General features: G+C 70.0%; 11 protein-coding genes. 9 read left to right on the top strand and 2 right to left on the bottom strand.

The window, feature by feature from the left end; genetic code table 11:
* Positions 1-141 precede the first annotated feature (141 nt).
* The 4 genes from ACX80F_RS09120 to ACX80F_RS09105 all read left to right on the top strand — a co-directional run bounded on the left by ACX80F_RS09120 (position 142) and on the right by ACX80F_RS09105 (position 4,545).
* Positions 142-1,599 (top strand): sensor histidine kinase, encoded by a 1,458-nt coding sequence (locus ACX80F_RS09120; RefSeq protein ID WP_459336063.1) that lies wholly within the window; start codon positions 142-144, stop codon positions 1,597-1,599.
* Positions 1,600-1,603: 4 nt separating this feature from the next.
* Entirely contained in the window at positions 1,604-2,278 is a 675-nt protein-coding gene (locus ACX80F_RS09115) for a response regulator (RefSeq protein ID WP_459336062.1), read from the top strand.
* Positions 2,279-2,474: 196 nt separating this feature from the next.
* The gene (locus tag ACX80F_RS09110; protein WP_459336061.1) at positions 2,475-3,854 is read left to right on the top strand and encodes a TrkH family potassium uptake protein; all 1,380 of its coding nucleotides are present in this window, start codon (positions 2,475-2,477) and stop codon (positions 3,852-3,854) included.
* Positions 3,847-4,545 carry a potassium channel family protein gene (locus ACX80F_RS09105; protein ID WP_459336060.1) on the top strand — a complete coding sequence of 233 codons (699 nt, stop codon included), beginning with the start codon at positions 3,847-3,849 and terminating at the stop codon, positions 4,543-4,545. The genes ACX80F_RS09110 and ACX80F_RS09105 overlap by 8 nt, the downstream gene beginning before the upstream one ends.
* Before the next feature lie 121 nt (positions 4,546-4,666).
* On the opposite strand, the gene ACX80F_RS09100 is transcribed toward ACX80F_RS09105, so the two are convergent.
* A complete protein-coding gene (locus tag ACX80F_RS09100) occupies positions 4,667-5,434 on the bottom strand; it encodes a type 1 glutamine amidotransferase domain-containing protein (RefSeq protein WP_459336059.1) in 768 nt (255 codons plus the stop codon).
* Positions 5,435-5,531: 97 nt separating this feature from the next.
* Between ACX80F_RS09100 and ACX80F_RS09095 the strand changes: the two genes are divergently transcribed.
* Complete coding sequence (locus tag ACX80F_RS09095; RefSeq protein ID WP_459336058.1) at positions 5,532-5,987, top strand: 23S rRNA (pseudouridine(1915)-N(3))-methyltransferase RlmH; 456 nt, start codon at positions 5,532-5,534, stop codon at positions 5,985-5,987.
* An 80-nt stretch (positions 5,988-6,067) separates the two neighbouring features.
* Here ACX80F_RS09095 and ACX80F_RS09090 read toward each other — a convergent pair whose 3' ends face one another.
* Positions 6,068-6,490, bottom strand: a complete 423-nt coding sequence (locus ACX80F_RS09090) for a hypothetical protein (protein ID WP_459336116.1) — start codon at positions 6,488-6,490, stop codon at positions 6,068-6,070.
* Here ACX80F_RS09090 and ACX80F_RS09085 point away from each other — a divergent pair.
* From ACX80F_RS09085 to ACX80F_RS09070, 4 genes are read left to right on the top strand one after another with little or no spacing between them, the layout of a single operon-like run.
* Positions 6,441-6,815, top strand: coding sequence for a DUF4232 domain-containing protein (locus tag ACX80F_RS09085; protein WP_459336114.1), 375 nt, complete (start codon positions 6,441-6,443; stop codon positions 6,813-6,815). The genes ACX80F_RS09090 and ACX80F_RS09085 overlap by 50 nt on opposite strands.
* Before the next feature lie 59 nt (positions 6,816-6,874).
* Positions 6,875-11,869 carry an Lhr family ATP-dependent helicase gene (locus ACX80F_RS09080; RefSeq protein WP_459336057.1) on the top strand — a complete coding sequence of 1,665 codons (4,995 nt, stop codon included), beginning with the start codon at positions 6,875-6,877 and terminating at the stop codon, positions 11,867-11,869.
* The gene (locus ACX80F_RS09075) at positions 11,862-12,680 is read left to right on the top strand and encodes a DNA-formamidopyrimidine glycosylase family protein (protein WP_459336056.1); all 819 of its coding nucleotides are present in this window, start codon (positions 11,862-11,864) and stop codon (positions 12,678-12,680) included. Before ACX80F_RS09080 ends, ACX80F_RS09075 begins: the two co-directional genes overlap by 8 nt.
* A 39-nt stretch (positions 12,681-12,719) precedes the next feature.
* On the top strand, positions 12,720-13,628 hold the full coding sequence (locus ACX80F_RS09070) for an RluA family pseudouridine synthase (RefSeq protein ID WP_459336113.1): 909 nt from the start codon (positions 12,720-12,722) through the stop codon (positions 13,626-13,628).
* Positions 13,629-13,707 lie beyond the last annotated feature (79 nt).

Below are 13,707 nucleotides of genomic sequence, written 5' to 3'. Positions count from 1 at the left end.
TCCCGAGGGAGACTGGACCGGAGCCCGGCACCGCACGCATTCCACGGAGTCGACTCCCGCCGATCATCTCCGACCGGTACGCACCGTCACCGCTCGGGTTCTGGTAGGTGGTCATCCCGCTTGACCTGCGACAATTTCGACATGGCTCGATCGACGGCACCGGACCTCGGCCGTGCCCGAACCTTCACCGGATTCGCTGTGGCACTGATGCTCCCACCGCTGCTGGAGTGGGGCATGTTCGCCGCCGGTAGCGATTTCCTCGCCGCTGATGTCCTGCTTCAGGTCGCTGGTGTGGTGGCGGTGGCGCTGGTGGGTGGGCTGTGGCCAGCACTGCTGGCAGCGCTATGGAGCAGCCTCATTCTCAACTACTACTCGACCCGGCCGTTCGGGTCCCTCGAGATAGCGGATGCCGAGAGCGTGCTGACGCTCCTGATCTTCGTGGCCGTCGCGGTCTCCGTGTCCCTGGTCGTCGGACTCGCGGCCAGGCGGTCCCGTGAGGCTGCAAACGCTTCCGCAGATGCCGCGACACTGGGAGAACTCGCCCGGGGCGTGCTGGCCGCCGAGGACACACTGCAGGGCTTCCTCCACCATGCGCGCAACCACTTCGGGATGGCGGGAGCAGCACTGTATGCCCGGAACGACGACGAGGCTGCCACGGGGGCGGGCAGATGGAACATGCTCGCAATGGATGGCACACAGGCAGCATCGCCCGTCGGTCAGGATCCGGCCGGGGACCAGGTGTCCAGCGAGGGCGATGCCAGCACGCACGTCTCCGGGGGCCTGAAACTGGTGCTGTACGGCCGTGCCCTGACGGGGCGGGAACAGAGGCTACTGGTGGCCTTCGGGTCCCAGCTGGCAGCGCTGCACCAACGCCAGCAGCTCCTTGCCAGCACCGAGGAGAACCGCCGCCTTGCCGAGGGGAACATCATGCGGACCGCGATCCTGCGGGCGGTCTCCCATGATCTGCGCACACCGCTGGCAGCCATCAAGCTCGCGGTGACCAGCCTGCGGCAGCAGGGCATCGACTTCGCCCCGGAGGAGGAAGCCGAACTGCTGGCCACCATCGAGAGTTCTTCGGACCGGTTGGCGTCGCTGATCGACAATCTGCTCGACATGTCGCGATTGAGCGGCGATGCAGCCACGGCTCACCTCGGCCCCGTGCACTGGTCGGATGCGGTGGCCGCCGCCCTGCGAGGGGTACCGTCGGAAAGCGTGAGAGTTCTCCTGCCACCCAACGCTCCGCCCGTAGAGGCCGATTTCGGCATGCTCGAGCGGATCATCGCCAATATCGTCGAGAACGCGGCGCAGCACGCGGGCAGCTCCAGCATCGAGGTCACCGCCGCGGTCTCCGGTACCGTCGGCGATTTTCCCGCGGCAGAACTTCGCATCCGCGACCATGGTCGTGGAGTCGACAAGGCGGGGATCGTGCGCATGTTCCAGCCCTTCCAACGCCTGGATGACGCGGGCACAACCGGCGTAGGACTGGGACTGGCCGTCGCCCGAGGATTCACCGAGGTGATGGGCGGTGAACTGCTTGCCGAACCGGCACCGGGCGGCGGCCTCACCATGATCATCCGGCTCCCGCTCTCCACGGGGTGAGCCGGTGACCACCGTCCTGATCGTCGAGGACGAACCGCAGCTTCTGCGCGCTCTTCAACTCAACCTGCGCACCCACGGCTACCGCCCGGTGACCGCAGCCGACGGCGCCGCGGCCCTTGCGGCCGCATCCGAGCACCGCCCGGATCTGGTGCTCCTCGATCTGGGCCTGCCGGACATGGACGGCGTGCAGCTGATCATCGGTCTCCGCGCCTGGACCCAGGTGCCCATCATCGTTCTGTCTGCACGCCACGGCCCGGAGGACAAGGTCGAGGCGCTCGACGCCGGTGCCGATGACTACGTGACCAAACCCTTCGGCCTCGAGGAACTGCTGGCCCGCCTGCGCGCGGCCGAAAGAAGAAGTGCCGCCACTCCGGGCACGCCCGTGGTCACCACGGCGGACTTCCGTCTGGACCTCGCCGGGAGAAAAGCGGAGAGCCACGGTGAGCAGGTCCGGCTGACCCCCACCGAGTGGAAGATCGTCGAGCTGCTCGTGCGCAGCCCGGGCCAGCTGGTCGGTCAGCAGAAGGTCCTGCTGGAAGTGTGGGGGCCGGCGTACACCCATGAGGTGCAGTATCTGCGCGTCTATCTGAATCAGCTGCGGCGCAAACTCGAACCAGATCCGACCCGTCCGCGCTACTTCATCACCGAAAGCGGTATGGGCTACCGTTTCGAACCCTGATTCCCGGCGGCGCGCGGCGGTTTCCTCATCCCGTTGCCGGGTGTGGCGTCACCCACAGACCGAACGGACAGGCGTAAAGGATCCATCAAGAAGTCGAATCGGCCCGCGGGCCCAGGCGTACATTCGAGCCCGTGAGCGCAACCATCGATCAGGTCGTCCAGTCCCTCCGAATCCGCCGGCTCGGCCACTGGCTCTCATGACGGCTTTCTTGCGCCGGTCCATGGGCAGGATCGGGCCGTGGGTTGCGCACCTGAGTCCACGCCATCCGGCGCAGGGAATCGTGCTGGGCTTCGCGGCGGCGATCCTGGTCGGCACCGTGCTGCTGATGCTTCCCACCTCGAAGGCCGGAGCGGGCGGGGCCACCTTCCTCGAAGCGCTCTTCACGGCGACATCTGCCGTCTGCGTCACCGGTCTGATCGTCGTCGACACCCCGGTCTACTGGACCGGTGCCGGCCACGTGATCATCCTGGGCCTGATCCAGGTGGGGGGCTTCGGCATCATGGCTTTCGCCTCCCTGCTCGGCGTGCTCCTGGCTCGCCGCATGCGCCTTCGATCGCGCATCTCGGCGGCGGCAGAGACCAAGAGCGTCGGCTTCGGCGACGTCCGCACGGTGCTCCTCGGCGTCCTGCGGATCACTGTGATCATGGAGTCCGTGACCGCGGTGCTGCTCGCCGCCCGCTTCGCCCTGCACTACGGACACGACCTCGGGGAAGCAGTGTGGCTGGGGGTCTTCCACTCGGTGTCCGCCTTCAACAATGCGGGGTTCGCGCTGTTCAGCGACAGCCTGATCGGATTCGCCGGCGACCCGTGGATCTGCCTGCCGATCTGTGCCGCCGTCATCATCGGCGGCCTGGGCTTCCCCGTCCTGTTCGAACTCCGACGCCACTTCCGATACCCCCGCACGTGGCACATGACCACCAAGCTCGTCCTGAGCGGCACGGCGATCCTGCTCGTCCTGGGCACTGTCCTCATCACCTCCGTCGAGTGGTCCAACCCCGCCACCCTCGGGACCCTGCGGCCGCAGGAGCGGATCCTCGCCGGATTCTTCCAGTCCACGATGACACGCACCGCCGGCTTCAACAGCGTCGACTTCGCGCACCTGGATCCGGCCACCCTGCTGGCGATGGACGTGCTGATGTTCATCGGGGGCGGCCCCGCCGGAACCGCCGGCGGCCTGAAGATCACCACATTCGGCGTTCTGTTCTTCATCCTCTACACCGAAATCAGCGGAGGCACCGCCGTCAACGTCTTCGGCAAGCGCCTGCCCCGTTCCGTCCACCGACAAGCCATCTCGATCGTCCTGCTCGCCGTCGGCCTCGTCACCACCGCAACGATGTTCCTCATGCTGACCACCGACTTCGGCCTCGACCGGATCCTCTTCGAAGTCATCTCCGCCTTCGCGACGGTCGGCCTCTCCACCGGCATCACGGCCGCCATCCCACCCGCGGGCCAGGTGGTCCTGATCCTGGTGATGTTCGCCGGACGGCTCGGCCCGGTCACCCTCGCCACGGCGCTGGCACTGCGTTCCAAACCCCTCCACTACGAATACCCGAAGGAAAGGCCCCTCATTGGCTAGGCAACGACTGTTCTCCTCCCACCCCGCCGATACGATCGCCGCCGCGGATTCCGTCGCCGTCATCGGCCTCGGCCGATTCGGAGGTGCTTTGGCCCTCGAACTCGAGACCGCCGGAACCGAAGTCCTCGGGATCGACAACGACGAGGACGTCGTCCAGTCCTACAACGGCCGCCTCACCCACGTGGTGCGCGCGGACACCACGAGGGAGGAAGCCCTACGTCAACTGTCCCTGCCCGAGTTCGACCGCGTGGTCGTGGGCATCGGAAGCGATCTGGAGGCGAGCATCCTGACCACGTCGATCCTGCTGCGCTTCGACCGGCCCACCATCTGGGCGAAAGCCATCAGTGAGCCCCACGCCCAGATCCTCTCGCAGCTCGGCGTCGAGCGTGTGATCAGCCCCGAACACGACATGGGCAGGCGGGTAGCCCACCTGGTCCGCGGCACCATGCTCGACTACGTGGAGTTCGAGGACAACTTCGCCATGGTCAAGACCAGACCCCCACGCGGGTACTGGGACCGCGAACTCGGCACCACCGGGCTGCGCACCAAACACGGCGTCACGGTGGTCGCCGTCAAACGCAAGGGCGGGGAATGGGACTACACCACAGCGCAGACCATCCTGTACGACGACGACGAAATCATCGTCGCCGGACCGACGAGCAAAGCGGAACTCTTCAGCTCCCTGATCTAGGAGGTCGGGCGGCCCTCCTCACGTCGGCCTCAAGGCCGTGACGTAGGAGTACCACGCGGAAGTACCGGACTCACGCTGGACCGGGGTCGTCGGGTTCCGCGTTCCAGGCGAGGTGGCGGAGTCAGCCCTCGTCCTCCGCCGCAGCAGCCTTCTGAGCGTCCTTCTCGGCGCGCAGCGCTTCCGTCTCGTGCTGCTCCTCGGCCTTCTCCTGGTGGATGACCTCCGCGAACAGCTTCTCCATCTCCTTGGCCACGCCGGCGGCTGACGCCGGGTTCTGGCCGGTCACGAGGCGCTCATCGACGACGACCTTCTCCTCGAACACATCGGCGAAGACGTGGGTGGCGCCCTGTTCCTCGAGCCGGTCCGCCAGGAAGAACGGGATGACCTTGTCCTTGCCCGCGGCGACCTCCTCGTCGTTGGTGAACGCGGCCACCCTCCGACCCTCGACGAGGCGCAGCCCGTTCTCCAGTTCCACGTCCAGCAGGCCGGCCGGTCCGTGGCAGACCGCACCCACCAGCCCGCCGGCGTTGTAGACGCCGGCGACGAGCTTCTGCAGGCCATCGCTGCCCGGGAAGTCCCACATGGTGCCGTGGCCGCCCACGAGGTACACGGCGTCGTACTGGCCGGGCTCGACGACGTCGACGCGCGCCGTGTTGTAGAGGCCCGCCCGCGTGGTCTCGTCCTCGGTGAAGGCGACCTGGATGGGATCTGAGGTGTCCACCTCGTCACGCGAGGGTTGGCCGCCCTGGATCGAGGCGAAGTCCACGAAGTGCCCGGAGTCCTTGAAGACCTTCCAGGGATGAGCGGCCTCGGCCACGTTGTAGCCGGTGCTCTCGCCCGTGTCGCCGAGCTCGGAAACGCTGGTCAGAACCATGAGGATCTTCTTCATGTCGTGCTCCTTTCGTCCGCAATCCACCCTACGGGGTGCATCCGGCCCGGCCCGATGGGGTGCGGTCCGGGCCGTGCCCGGGCGATAACCTGAGGGGATGGCAATCCGGGTGCTCGCAGTGGGCCGCAAGCATGAGGGCTGGGTGGCCGAGGGCATCGAGCGGTACTGCAAGCGACTGAAGAAGCCCTTCGACCTCTCCTGGCAGCTCATCGCCCATTCGGCGAGGGAGAACGATGCGGCGCGCAGGGAGGAATCGGACCGGCTCCTCGCCCGAGTGGGGACCGACTACGTGATCCTCCTCGACGAGCGCGGCAAGCCGATCGACTCACCGGCCCTCTCCCGGACCCTGCTGGTGCCGCTCCAGGCCTCCCGGAGCGTCACGGTGATCATCGGCGGCGCCTACGGCGTCGACCAGCAGGTCCACCAGCGCGCCGATTTCACCTGGTCCCTCTCGCCCCTGGTCTTCCCGCACCAGCTCGTGCGCCTCATCCTCGCCGAGCAGGTGTACCGCGCGCAGGAGATCGCGGGTGGCCGCGCCTACCACCATGAATAGGCCCCACAGGGATCATTGGCCCCATAGGTAACGATCTCGGCACGACGTGTTCCGCCCCTGTGGAGTGAGGGGCCGCGGCCTTAGGGTGAGCCCATGACTACACTGCTGGGGAGCAAGCGTTGGATCGCGGCCATTGCGGCTGCTGGAGCACTCGTCGCCGTGAGCGGCTGCGGGGCATCGGACTCGGGAGAACCGGCGGCGTCGACCTCCGACACCGCGACCACTGCGCCCACGGCGTCCGGGCCGCCATCCGAATCGCCGTCCATGGAATCGACGGCGGACTCGACGGCGGACTCGACTGCGTCGGCCACGACGACCGCGCCGGAACCGTCGCCGTCCGCCTCCGCACCCGAGAGTCCCTCACCGAGCGCGACGCCGTCGGCCTCGCCGGAGGCCGCGGGCGCGGCCGGCACCTGCACGGCGGCCCAGCTGACCGGCTCCGTCCAGGACCAGTTGGGTGGGGGCGCGGCGGGCAGCGTGTACCGCACCCTCGTGCTGACCAACGCATCGGACGAGGCGTGCACCGTCGCGGGCTACCCCGGCGTGTCCTCCGTGGACGGCGCCGGCAACCAGATCGGCGCCCCGGCGGACCGCGACGGCGCGGCCCCCGTGTTCGTGCTCCTGGCCCCGGGCACCTCCGCCTCGGCCACGCTGCAGCAGACCAACGCCCAGAACTACGGCGCCGACTGCGGACTGACACCCGCATCCGGCCTCCGCGTCTACCCGCCCGGCGCCACCGACTCGCTCGTCCTGCCCCAGGCACTCCCGGCCTGTTCCGCCGAGTCGATCGTGCTGATGACGGTCGGTCCGCTGGAGCCTGCGTCCTGACCGGTCACGGCGCACCGGCACCCTGACCGAGTGTCGGTGCGCTGGGGCATGATGAGGGAGTGACGCAGGTACTGACGAGATTCACCCCCGCTACCCATGAGTGGTTCGCCGGGGCCTTCTCCGAACCCACCCCCGCCCAGGAGGGCGCCTGGTCCGCCATCTCCGCAGGCTCCAACGCGCTCGTCGTCGCACCGACCGGCTCGGGCAAGACCCTCGCCGCGTTCCTCTGGGCCCTGGACCGGCTGATCGCCTCCGGTGAGGGAAGCGGCGACGTCGACCCCGGTCCTCCCGCCCCCGCGAAGGGCCGGAAGATCCCGGCGAAGCCGAAGCGCAGCACCCGGGTCCTGTACATCTCACCGCTGAAGGCGCTCGGCGTCGACGTCGAACGGAACCTGCGGGCACCACTGATCGGCATCACGCAGACGGCCAAGCGCCTCGGCCTCCCGGCGCCGAGCATCACCGTGGGCGTCCGCTCGGGCGACACCCCCCAGGCCGAACGCCGGGCCATGCTGACGCGGCCACCGGACATCCTCATCACCACGCCCGAGTCGCTGTTCCTCATGCTCACCTCTAAAGCGCGCGAGACCCTTCTGGAGGTGGATACCGTCATCATCGACGAGGTCCACGCCGTCGCCGGCACCAAGCGCGGCGCGCATCTCGCGGTGTCGCTGGCCCGCCTCGACGCCCTGCTCGAGAAGCCCGTGCAGCGCATCGGACTCTCGGCCACGGTGGAGCCGAAGGAGACCGTGGCCCGCTTCCTCTCGGGCAACGCCCCCGTGGAGATCGTCGCCCCGCCCTCGAAGAAGCAGTGGGACCTGACCGTCACCGTCCCGGTGGAGGACATGACGGAGCTCGGCGGGGCCGCGGCGAACACCGACGACGACGGCGACGCCGTGCCGCAGGCGAGCATCTGGCCGCACGTCGAGGAGAAGATCGTCGACCTGATCCAGCAGAACCGGTCGACGATCGTGTTCGCCAACTCGCGCCGGCTCGCGGAGCGCCTGACCGCACGCCTCAACGAGATCCACGCGGAACGACGCGAGCGCGACGCCGTGTGGGCGGCGGGCGGCGACCCGGCCGCCGTCGAGCCCGTGCCCCCGCCGTCGTTCGCGCACACCACCGCCACGCCGGCGCAGATGATGGCCCAGGCGGGTCAGTCCAGCGGCGCGGAGGCGCTCCTCGCCCGCGCCCACCACGGGTCCGTGTCCAAGGACCAGCGTGCCCTCATCGAGGACGACCTCAAGTCGGGGCGCCTGCGCTGCGTGGTCGCCACGAGCTCGCTCGAGCTCGGCATCGACATGGGCGCGGTGGACCTCGTGGTGCAGGTCGAATCGCCGCACTCCGTGGCCAGCGGCCTGCAGCGCGTGGGACGCGCCGGCCACCAGGTGGGCGAGGTGTCCCAGGGCGTGCTCTTCCCCAAGCACCGCGGGGACCTCATCAACACCACGGTCACGGTGGAGCGCATGCTCGCCGGGCAGATCGAACCCCTCTACATCCCCACCAACCCGCTCGACATCCTCGCCCAGCAGACCGTCGCGGCCGCGGCGCTCGGCACCATCGACGTCGAGGAGTGGTTCGATGTCGTCCGGACCTCCGCGCCGTTCGCCACCCTGCCCCGATCGGCCTTCGACGCGACCCTCGACCTGCTCGCCGGGCGCTACCCGTCGGACGAGTTCGCCGAACTGCGCCCGCGCATCATCTGGGACCGCGTGGAGGGCACCATCACCGGACGCCCCGGAGCGCAGCGCCTCGCCGTCACGTCCGGCGGTACCATCCCCGACCGCGGACTGTTCGGCGTGTTCCTCGTCGGCTCGGAGGGCGAGGGCCCCCGCGCGGGGGGACGCCGCGTGGGCGAACTCGACGAGGAGATGGTCTACGAATCCCGGGTGGGCGACGTCTTCGCCCTCGGCGCCACGAGCTGGCGCATCGAGGAGATCACGCACGACCGCGTCCTGGTCTCCCCCGCCTTCGGCCAGCCCGGCAAGCTGCCGTTCTGGAAGGGTGACTCCCTCGGACGGCCCGTCGAACTCGGCCGCGCCCTCGGCGCCTTCCGGCGCGAGATGGCAGGGGCCACGCCGGAGAAGGCGCAGGAGCGGTGCGAGAGGATCGGGCTCGACCCCTGGGCGTCGGGGAATCTCATCACCTACCTCACCGAGCAGCGCGAGGCCACCGAGGTCGTGCCGAACGACAGGACGCTCGTCGTCGAACGCTTCCACGACGAGCTCGGCGACTGGCGCGTGGTCCTGCACAGTCCCTTCGGCATGCCCGTGCACGCCCCTTGGGCGCTCGCCGTGGGCGCCCGGCTCGAACAGCGCTACGGCATGGACGGCTCCGCGATGGCCTCCGACGACGGCATCGTGCTGCGCGTCCCGCTCATGGACGACGAGCCGCCCGGGGCCGACCTGTTCCTGTTCGACGCCGAGGAACTCGACGGCATCGTGACCGCCGAGGTGGGCGGGTCCGCGCTCTTCGCCTCCCGCTTCCGTGAGTGCGCGGCCCGCGCCCTGCTGCTGCCCCGGCAGAATCCGAGCAAGCGCACCCCCCTGTGGCAGCAGCGGCAGCGCTCGGCGCAGCTGCTCGACGTCGCCAAGAAGTACCCGACGTTCCCGATCGTCCTCGAGACGGTGCGGGAGGTCCTCCAGGACGTCTACGACCTGCCCGCCCTGAAGGATCTCGCGGCCTCGCTCGAACGCCGGGAACTGCGCATCGTCGAGGTCACCACACAGCAGCCCTCCCCGTTCGCGCGCTCCATGCTGTTCGGGTACGTGGCGTCCTTCCTGTACGAGGGGGATTCCCCGCTGGCCGAGCGGCGGGCCGCCGCGCTCTCGCTCGACCCCACCCTCCTCAACGAGCTGCTCGGCCGCGCCGAACTGCGGGAGCTGCTCGACGCCCGGGTCATCGCGGACACGGAACTCGAGCTGCAGCGCCTCAAGCACGACCGTCTGGCCCGCGGGCTCGAGGGCGTCGCCGACCTGCTGCGCCTCCTCGGGCCGCTGACCGTCCAGGAGATCGCCGAGCGCCTCGAGGCGCCCGCCGGGGATCAGGCGCCCCCCGCCGCAGACGTGCAGGCGACCGGGACACCGGCCGCTGATGCACTCTCGGCCGGCGCGCCCCTGGCAGAGACGCCTCCGACCGGGGAACCCTCGGACGAGGAGTTGCTCGCCGACACCGCGCCCGTCGTCGCGGATCGTGGGAGGGCCTCGCCCGCGGCGGTGCGGGAGCATGTCGCCGCCCTCGTGAAGGCCAACCGCGCGCTGACCGTCAACATCGGCGGCGTCGAGCGCGTCTCCGCCGTCGAGGATGCCGCCCGCCTGCGGGACGCCCTCGGCGTCCCCCTGCCCATGGGCATCCCCCTGGCGTTCATCGAGCCCGTCGCCGATCCGCTCGGGGATCTCGTGGGACGGTATGCGCGCACGCACGGTCCCTTCACGGCCGCCGAAGCCGCGTCCCGCCTGGGGCTGGGCGTCGCCGTCGTCGCCGGTTCGCTGCAGCGCCTCGCCGGCGCGGGCCGCGTGGTGGAGGGTGAGTTCCGCCCCGCCGAGTCGGTGCCCGTGCTCGACATCTCTGCGGTGTCCGGCGCCGAGCCCGGCACGATCACCGTGCACGCCCCGGCCGCGAGCGAGTGGTGCGACGTCGAGGTCCTCCGGCGTCTCCGCCGACGATCGCTGGCCGCCCTCCGCCAGGAAGTCGAACCGGTGGACCCCGCCGCCTACGGCCGGTTCCTGCCTGCCTGGCAGCACATCGGCTCCGGCCTGCGCGGTCTCGACGGCGTGATCACCGTCATCGACCAGCTCTCCGGCGTCCCCATCCCGGCCTCCGCCTGGGAGCCGCTGATCCTCGCCCAGCGCGTGGCCAACTACACGCCCGCCATGCTCGACGAACTGACCGCGACCGGCGAGGTGCTCTGGTCCGGCGCCGGGTCGCTCGCCGGCAACGACGGCTGGATCGCCCTGCACCTGGCCGAGAACGCTCCCTTGACCCTCCGCCCCGATCCGACATTCGAACCCACGGCCCTCCACGCCGGGCTGCTCGACCTGCTCGCCGGCGGCGGCGGGTACTTCCTGCGGCAGCTGACGAACCAGCTCGACGTGCAGGAGGCGACGTCGGACACCGCCGTCGTCACCGCCCTGTGGGACCTGGTGTGGGCGGGCAGGATCAGCAACGACACGTTCTCCCCCGTACGCGCCCTCCTCGCGAACGGCAAGACCGCCCACAAGCAGCGACCGGTCCCGGCCCGCGCGCGCACACCGAGGGCCGGACGGCTCGGCCGAGCCCCCGGCAAGTCGCTCACCGGAGCCTCGATGCGCCTGAGCCTGGCCGGGGACGACGGCGCCACAGGCGGCTACCAGCGTGCCACCCCTCCCCTGGCGGCGGGCCGCTGGAACGGGCTGCCCGCCGTCGAGGCGGAGACCACCCTGCACGCGCATGCGCAGGCGGAGCTCCTGCTGGACCGCTACGGCGTCGTCACCCGCGGGGCCGTCGGCAACGAGGGCATCCCCGGCGGCTTCGGCCTCATGTACAAGGTGCTGGCGCGGCTCGAGGAGATGGGGAGGTGCCGCCGCGGCTACTTCATCGAGCACCTCGGCGCCGCGCAGTTCGCCGTCCCCGCGACGGTCGACCGCCTGCGCTCGTTCAGCGCCGACAACCAGCTGCCCACCGCCCAGGACGTGCTCGGCGGGGAGGCCCCACCGCTGAAGGCGGTGGCACTCGCGGCCACCGATCCCGCCAATCCCTACGGCGCGGCGCTCAGCTGGCCGCAGGCCGAGGGCGGACACCGCGCCGGGCGCAAGGCCGGGGCGCTCGTGGTGCTCGTGGACGGAGCGCTCGCCCTGTACGTGGAGCGGGGCGGCAAGACCCTGCTGGCGTTCACCGGGGACGTCGACGTCCTGCGGGCGGCAGCGCTGGCGCTGGTCACGATCATCCGCCGGGGGGCCGCGGACAAGATGGCCCTCGAGAAGGTCAACGGCGGCGAGATCCTGGACACCGACATCGGCAGCGCCCTCGCCGACGCCGGTTTCTACACCACGCCGAGGGGGCTGAGGATCCGTGCCTGAGGGAGATACCGTCTGGCGTGCCGCCCGCGAACTGCACCGCGCCCTCGCCGGGAAGACGCTGACGCGCTGCGACATCCGCGTACCCCGCTTCGCCACCGTGAACTTCACCGGGGACACGGTGCAGGAGGCGGTCTCGCGCGGGAAGCACCTGCTCATCCGGGGCGGGGGCGACGACGGCTGGGACATCCACTCGCACCTCAAGATGGAAGGTCTCTGGCACGTCTATGCCCGCGGGGAGAAGTGGCGGAGGCCGGCGTTCAAGGCGCGGTGCATCCTGGAGACCGCGGACGCCGTCGTCGTCGGGTTCGAACTGGGCTTCCTGCGGGTGATCCCCCGCACCGAGGAGGACGACGCCGTCGGGTACCTCGGCCCCGACCTGCTCGGCCCCGACTGGGACGCCGAGGAGGCGCTGCGACGCCTGCGGGAGCAGCCCGAGCGGCCCATCGGACTCGCCCTGCTCGACCAGCGGAACCTCGCCGGGATCGGCAACGTCTACCGGTGCGAGCTGTGCTTCCTCGCCGGCGTCCACCCGCTCACCCCGGTAGGGGAGGTGCCGAACCTGCCCCGCATGGTCGAGCTGTCGAAGAAGCTCCTCGAGGCGAACAAGGACCGCAGTACGCGAGCCACCACGGGACAGCTCCGTGGCAACACCCTCTGGGTGTACGGGCGCTCCCGGCGTGGCTGCCTGCGCTGCGGCACGGCCGTGGCGCTCGAACAGCTCGGCGACAAGGAGACCGAACTGCGGGAACTCTACTACTGTCCGCACTGCCAGCCGCGATTGGAAGCCCCGGCCGCCGCGGCACTACCCTGACGAGGTGGACGGAATGCGACGGGTGATGCGCTGATGGCGATGAGATCCCCCCTGCCCGTCCGCAACGGCGTCAACGCGACCCGGCTCCGCCTGCCGGCGGAGGGGCCGTGGGAGACGGCCCTCGACTACATCCTCGACCGCTTCGACCACGTGGACCCCGAAGGCATCGGCGACCGCTTCGACCGCGGCGAGGTGGTCGCCCTCGGCGGCGAGGTCCTCACCCGGTCCACTCCCCTCGGCGACCACACGTTCGTCTGGTACTACCGCGAACTGCCGGTCGAGGAACGGCTTCCCGTGGAGCTGTCCATCCTGCACCAGGACCGCCACCTGCTCGTCGTCGACAAACCGCACTTCCTCCCGACCACACCGGGCGGCATGTACGTGGCGGAATCCGCCCTCGTCCGGCTGCGCGTGGAACTCGGCCTCCCGGACCTCATCCCCATGCACCGCCTGGACCGCATGACGGCGGGGATCCTCATGTTCTCCGTCGACCCTGACACCCGCGGCGCATACCAGCTGCTCTTCGAGAACAGGCGCATCAGCAAGGAGTACCGGGCCGTGGCGCCCGTCCTGCCGGAGCTGCGCCTCGACGAGGAGCCGCTCGAGGTGCGCAGCCGGATCGTGAAGTCCCGGACCTACCTCCTGGCCCAGGAGGTCGAGGGACCGGCGAACACCCACACGACGGTGAGCCTGCTTCAGGAGCGCGCCGGGCACGGCCTGTACCGGCTGCAGCCGCACACCGGGAAGACCCACCAGCTCCGGCTGCACATGGCGTCCCTCGGGCTCGGCATCGTCAACGACCCGTTCTACCCGGTACTGCACCCCCAGGCCCCGGACGACTACACGAAGCCGCTGCAGCTCCTCGCGCACAGCATCGCGTTCACGGACCCGGTGGACGGTGCGGACCGGCGCTTCGAGTCCGGCCTCACCCTGGCGGAGTTCGCCTGACCGGGTCTTCCCCCGGGCGAGGTTCACCTCCTGTTGCGGTCAGCTTTCTGCCCGGAGGACGGCCGATGGCGCAGGTCCT

Source organism: Arthrobacter sp. TMS2-4 (assembly GCF_054511075.1).
Note: the sequence above shows the minus strand (reverse complement) of the source record. Positions and strands in the feature narration are given on the sequence as shown.

What these genes read in the sequence shown, in the direction of transcription:
- ACX80F_RS09100 (WP_459336059.1), bottom strand. Translation starts at nt 5,434, where the DNA reads ATGAAGAAGATCCTCATGGTTCTGACCAGCGTTTCCGAGCTCGGCGAC.
- ACX80F_RS09095 (WP_459336058.1), top strand. Translation starts at nt 5,532, where the DNA reads ATGGCAATCCGGGTGCTCGCAGTGGGCCGCAAGCATGAGGGCTGGGTG.
- ACX80F_RS09070 (WP_459336113.1), top strand. Translation starts at nt 12,720, where the DNA reads ATGAGATCCCCCCTGCCCGTCCGCAACGGCGTCAACGCGACCCGGCTC.
- ACX80F_RS09120 (WP_459336063.1), top strand. Translation starts at nt 142, where the DNA reads ATGGCTCGATCGACGGCACCGGACCTCGGCCGTGCCCGAACCTTCACC.
- ACX80F_RS09110 (WP_459336061.1), top strand. Translation starts at nt 2,475, where the DNA reads ATGACGGCTTTCTTGCGCCGGTCCATGGGCAGGATCGGGCCGTGGGTT.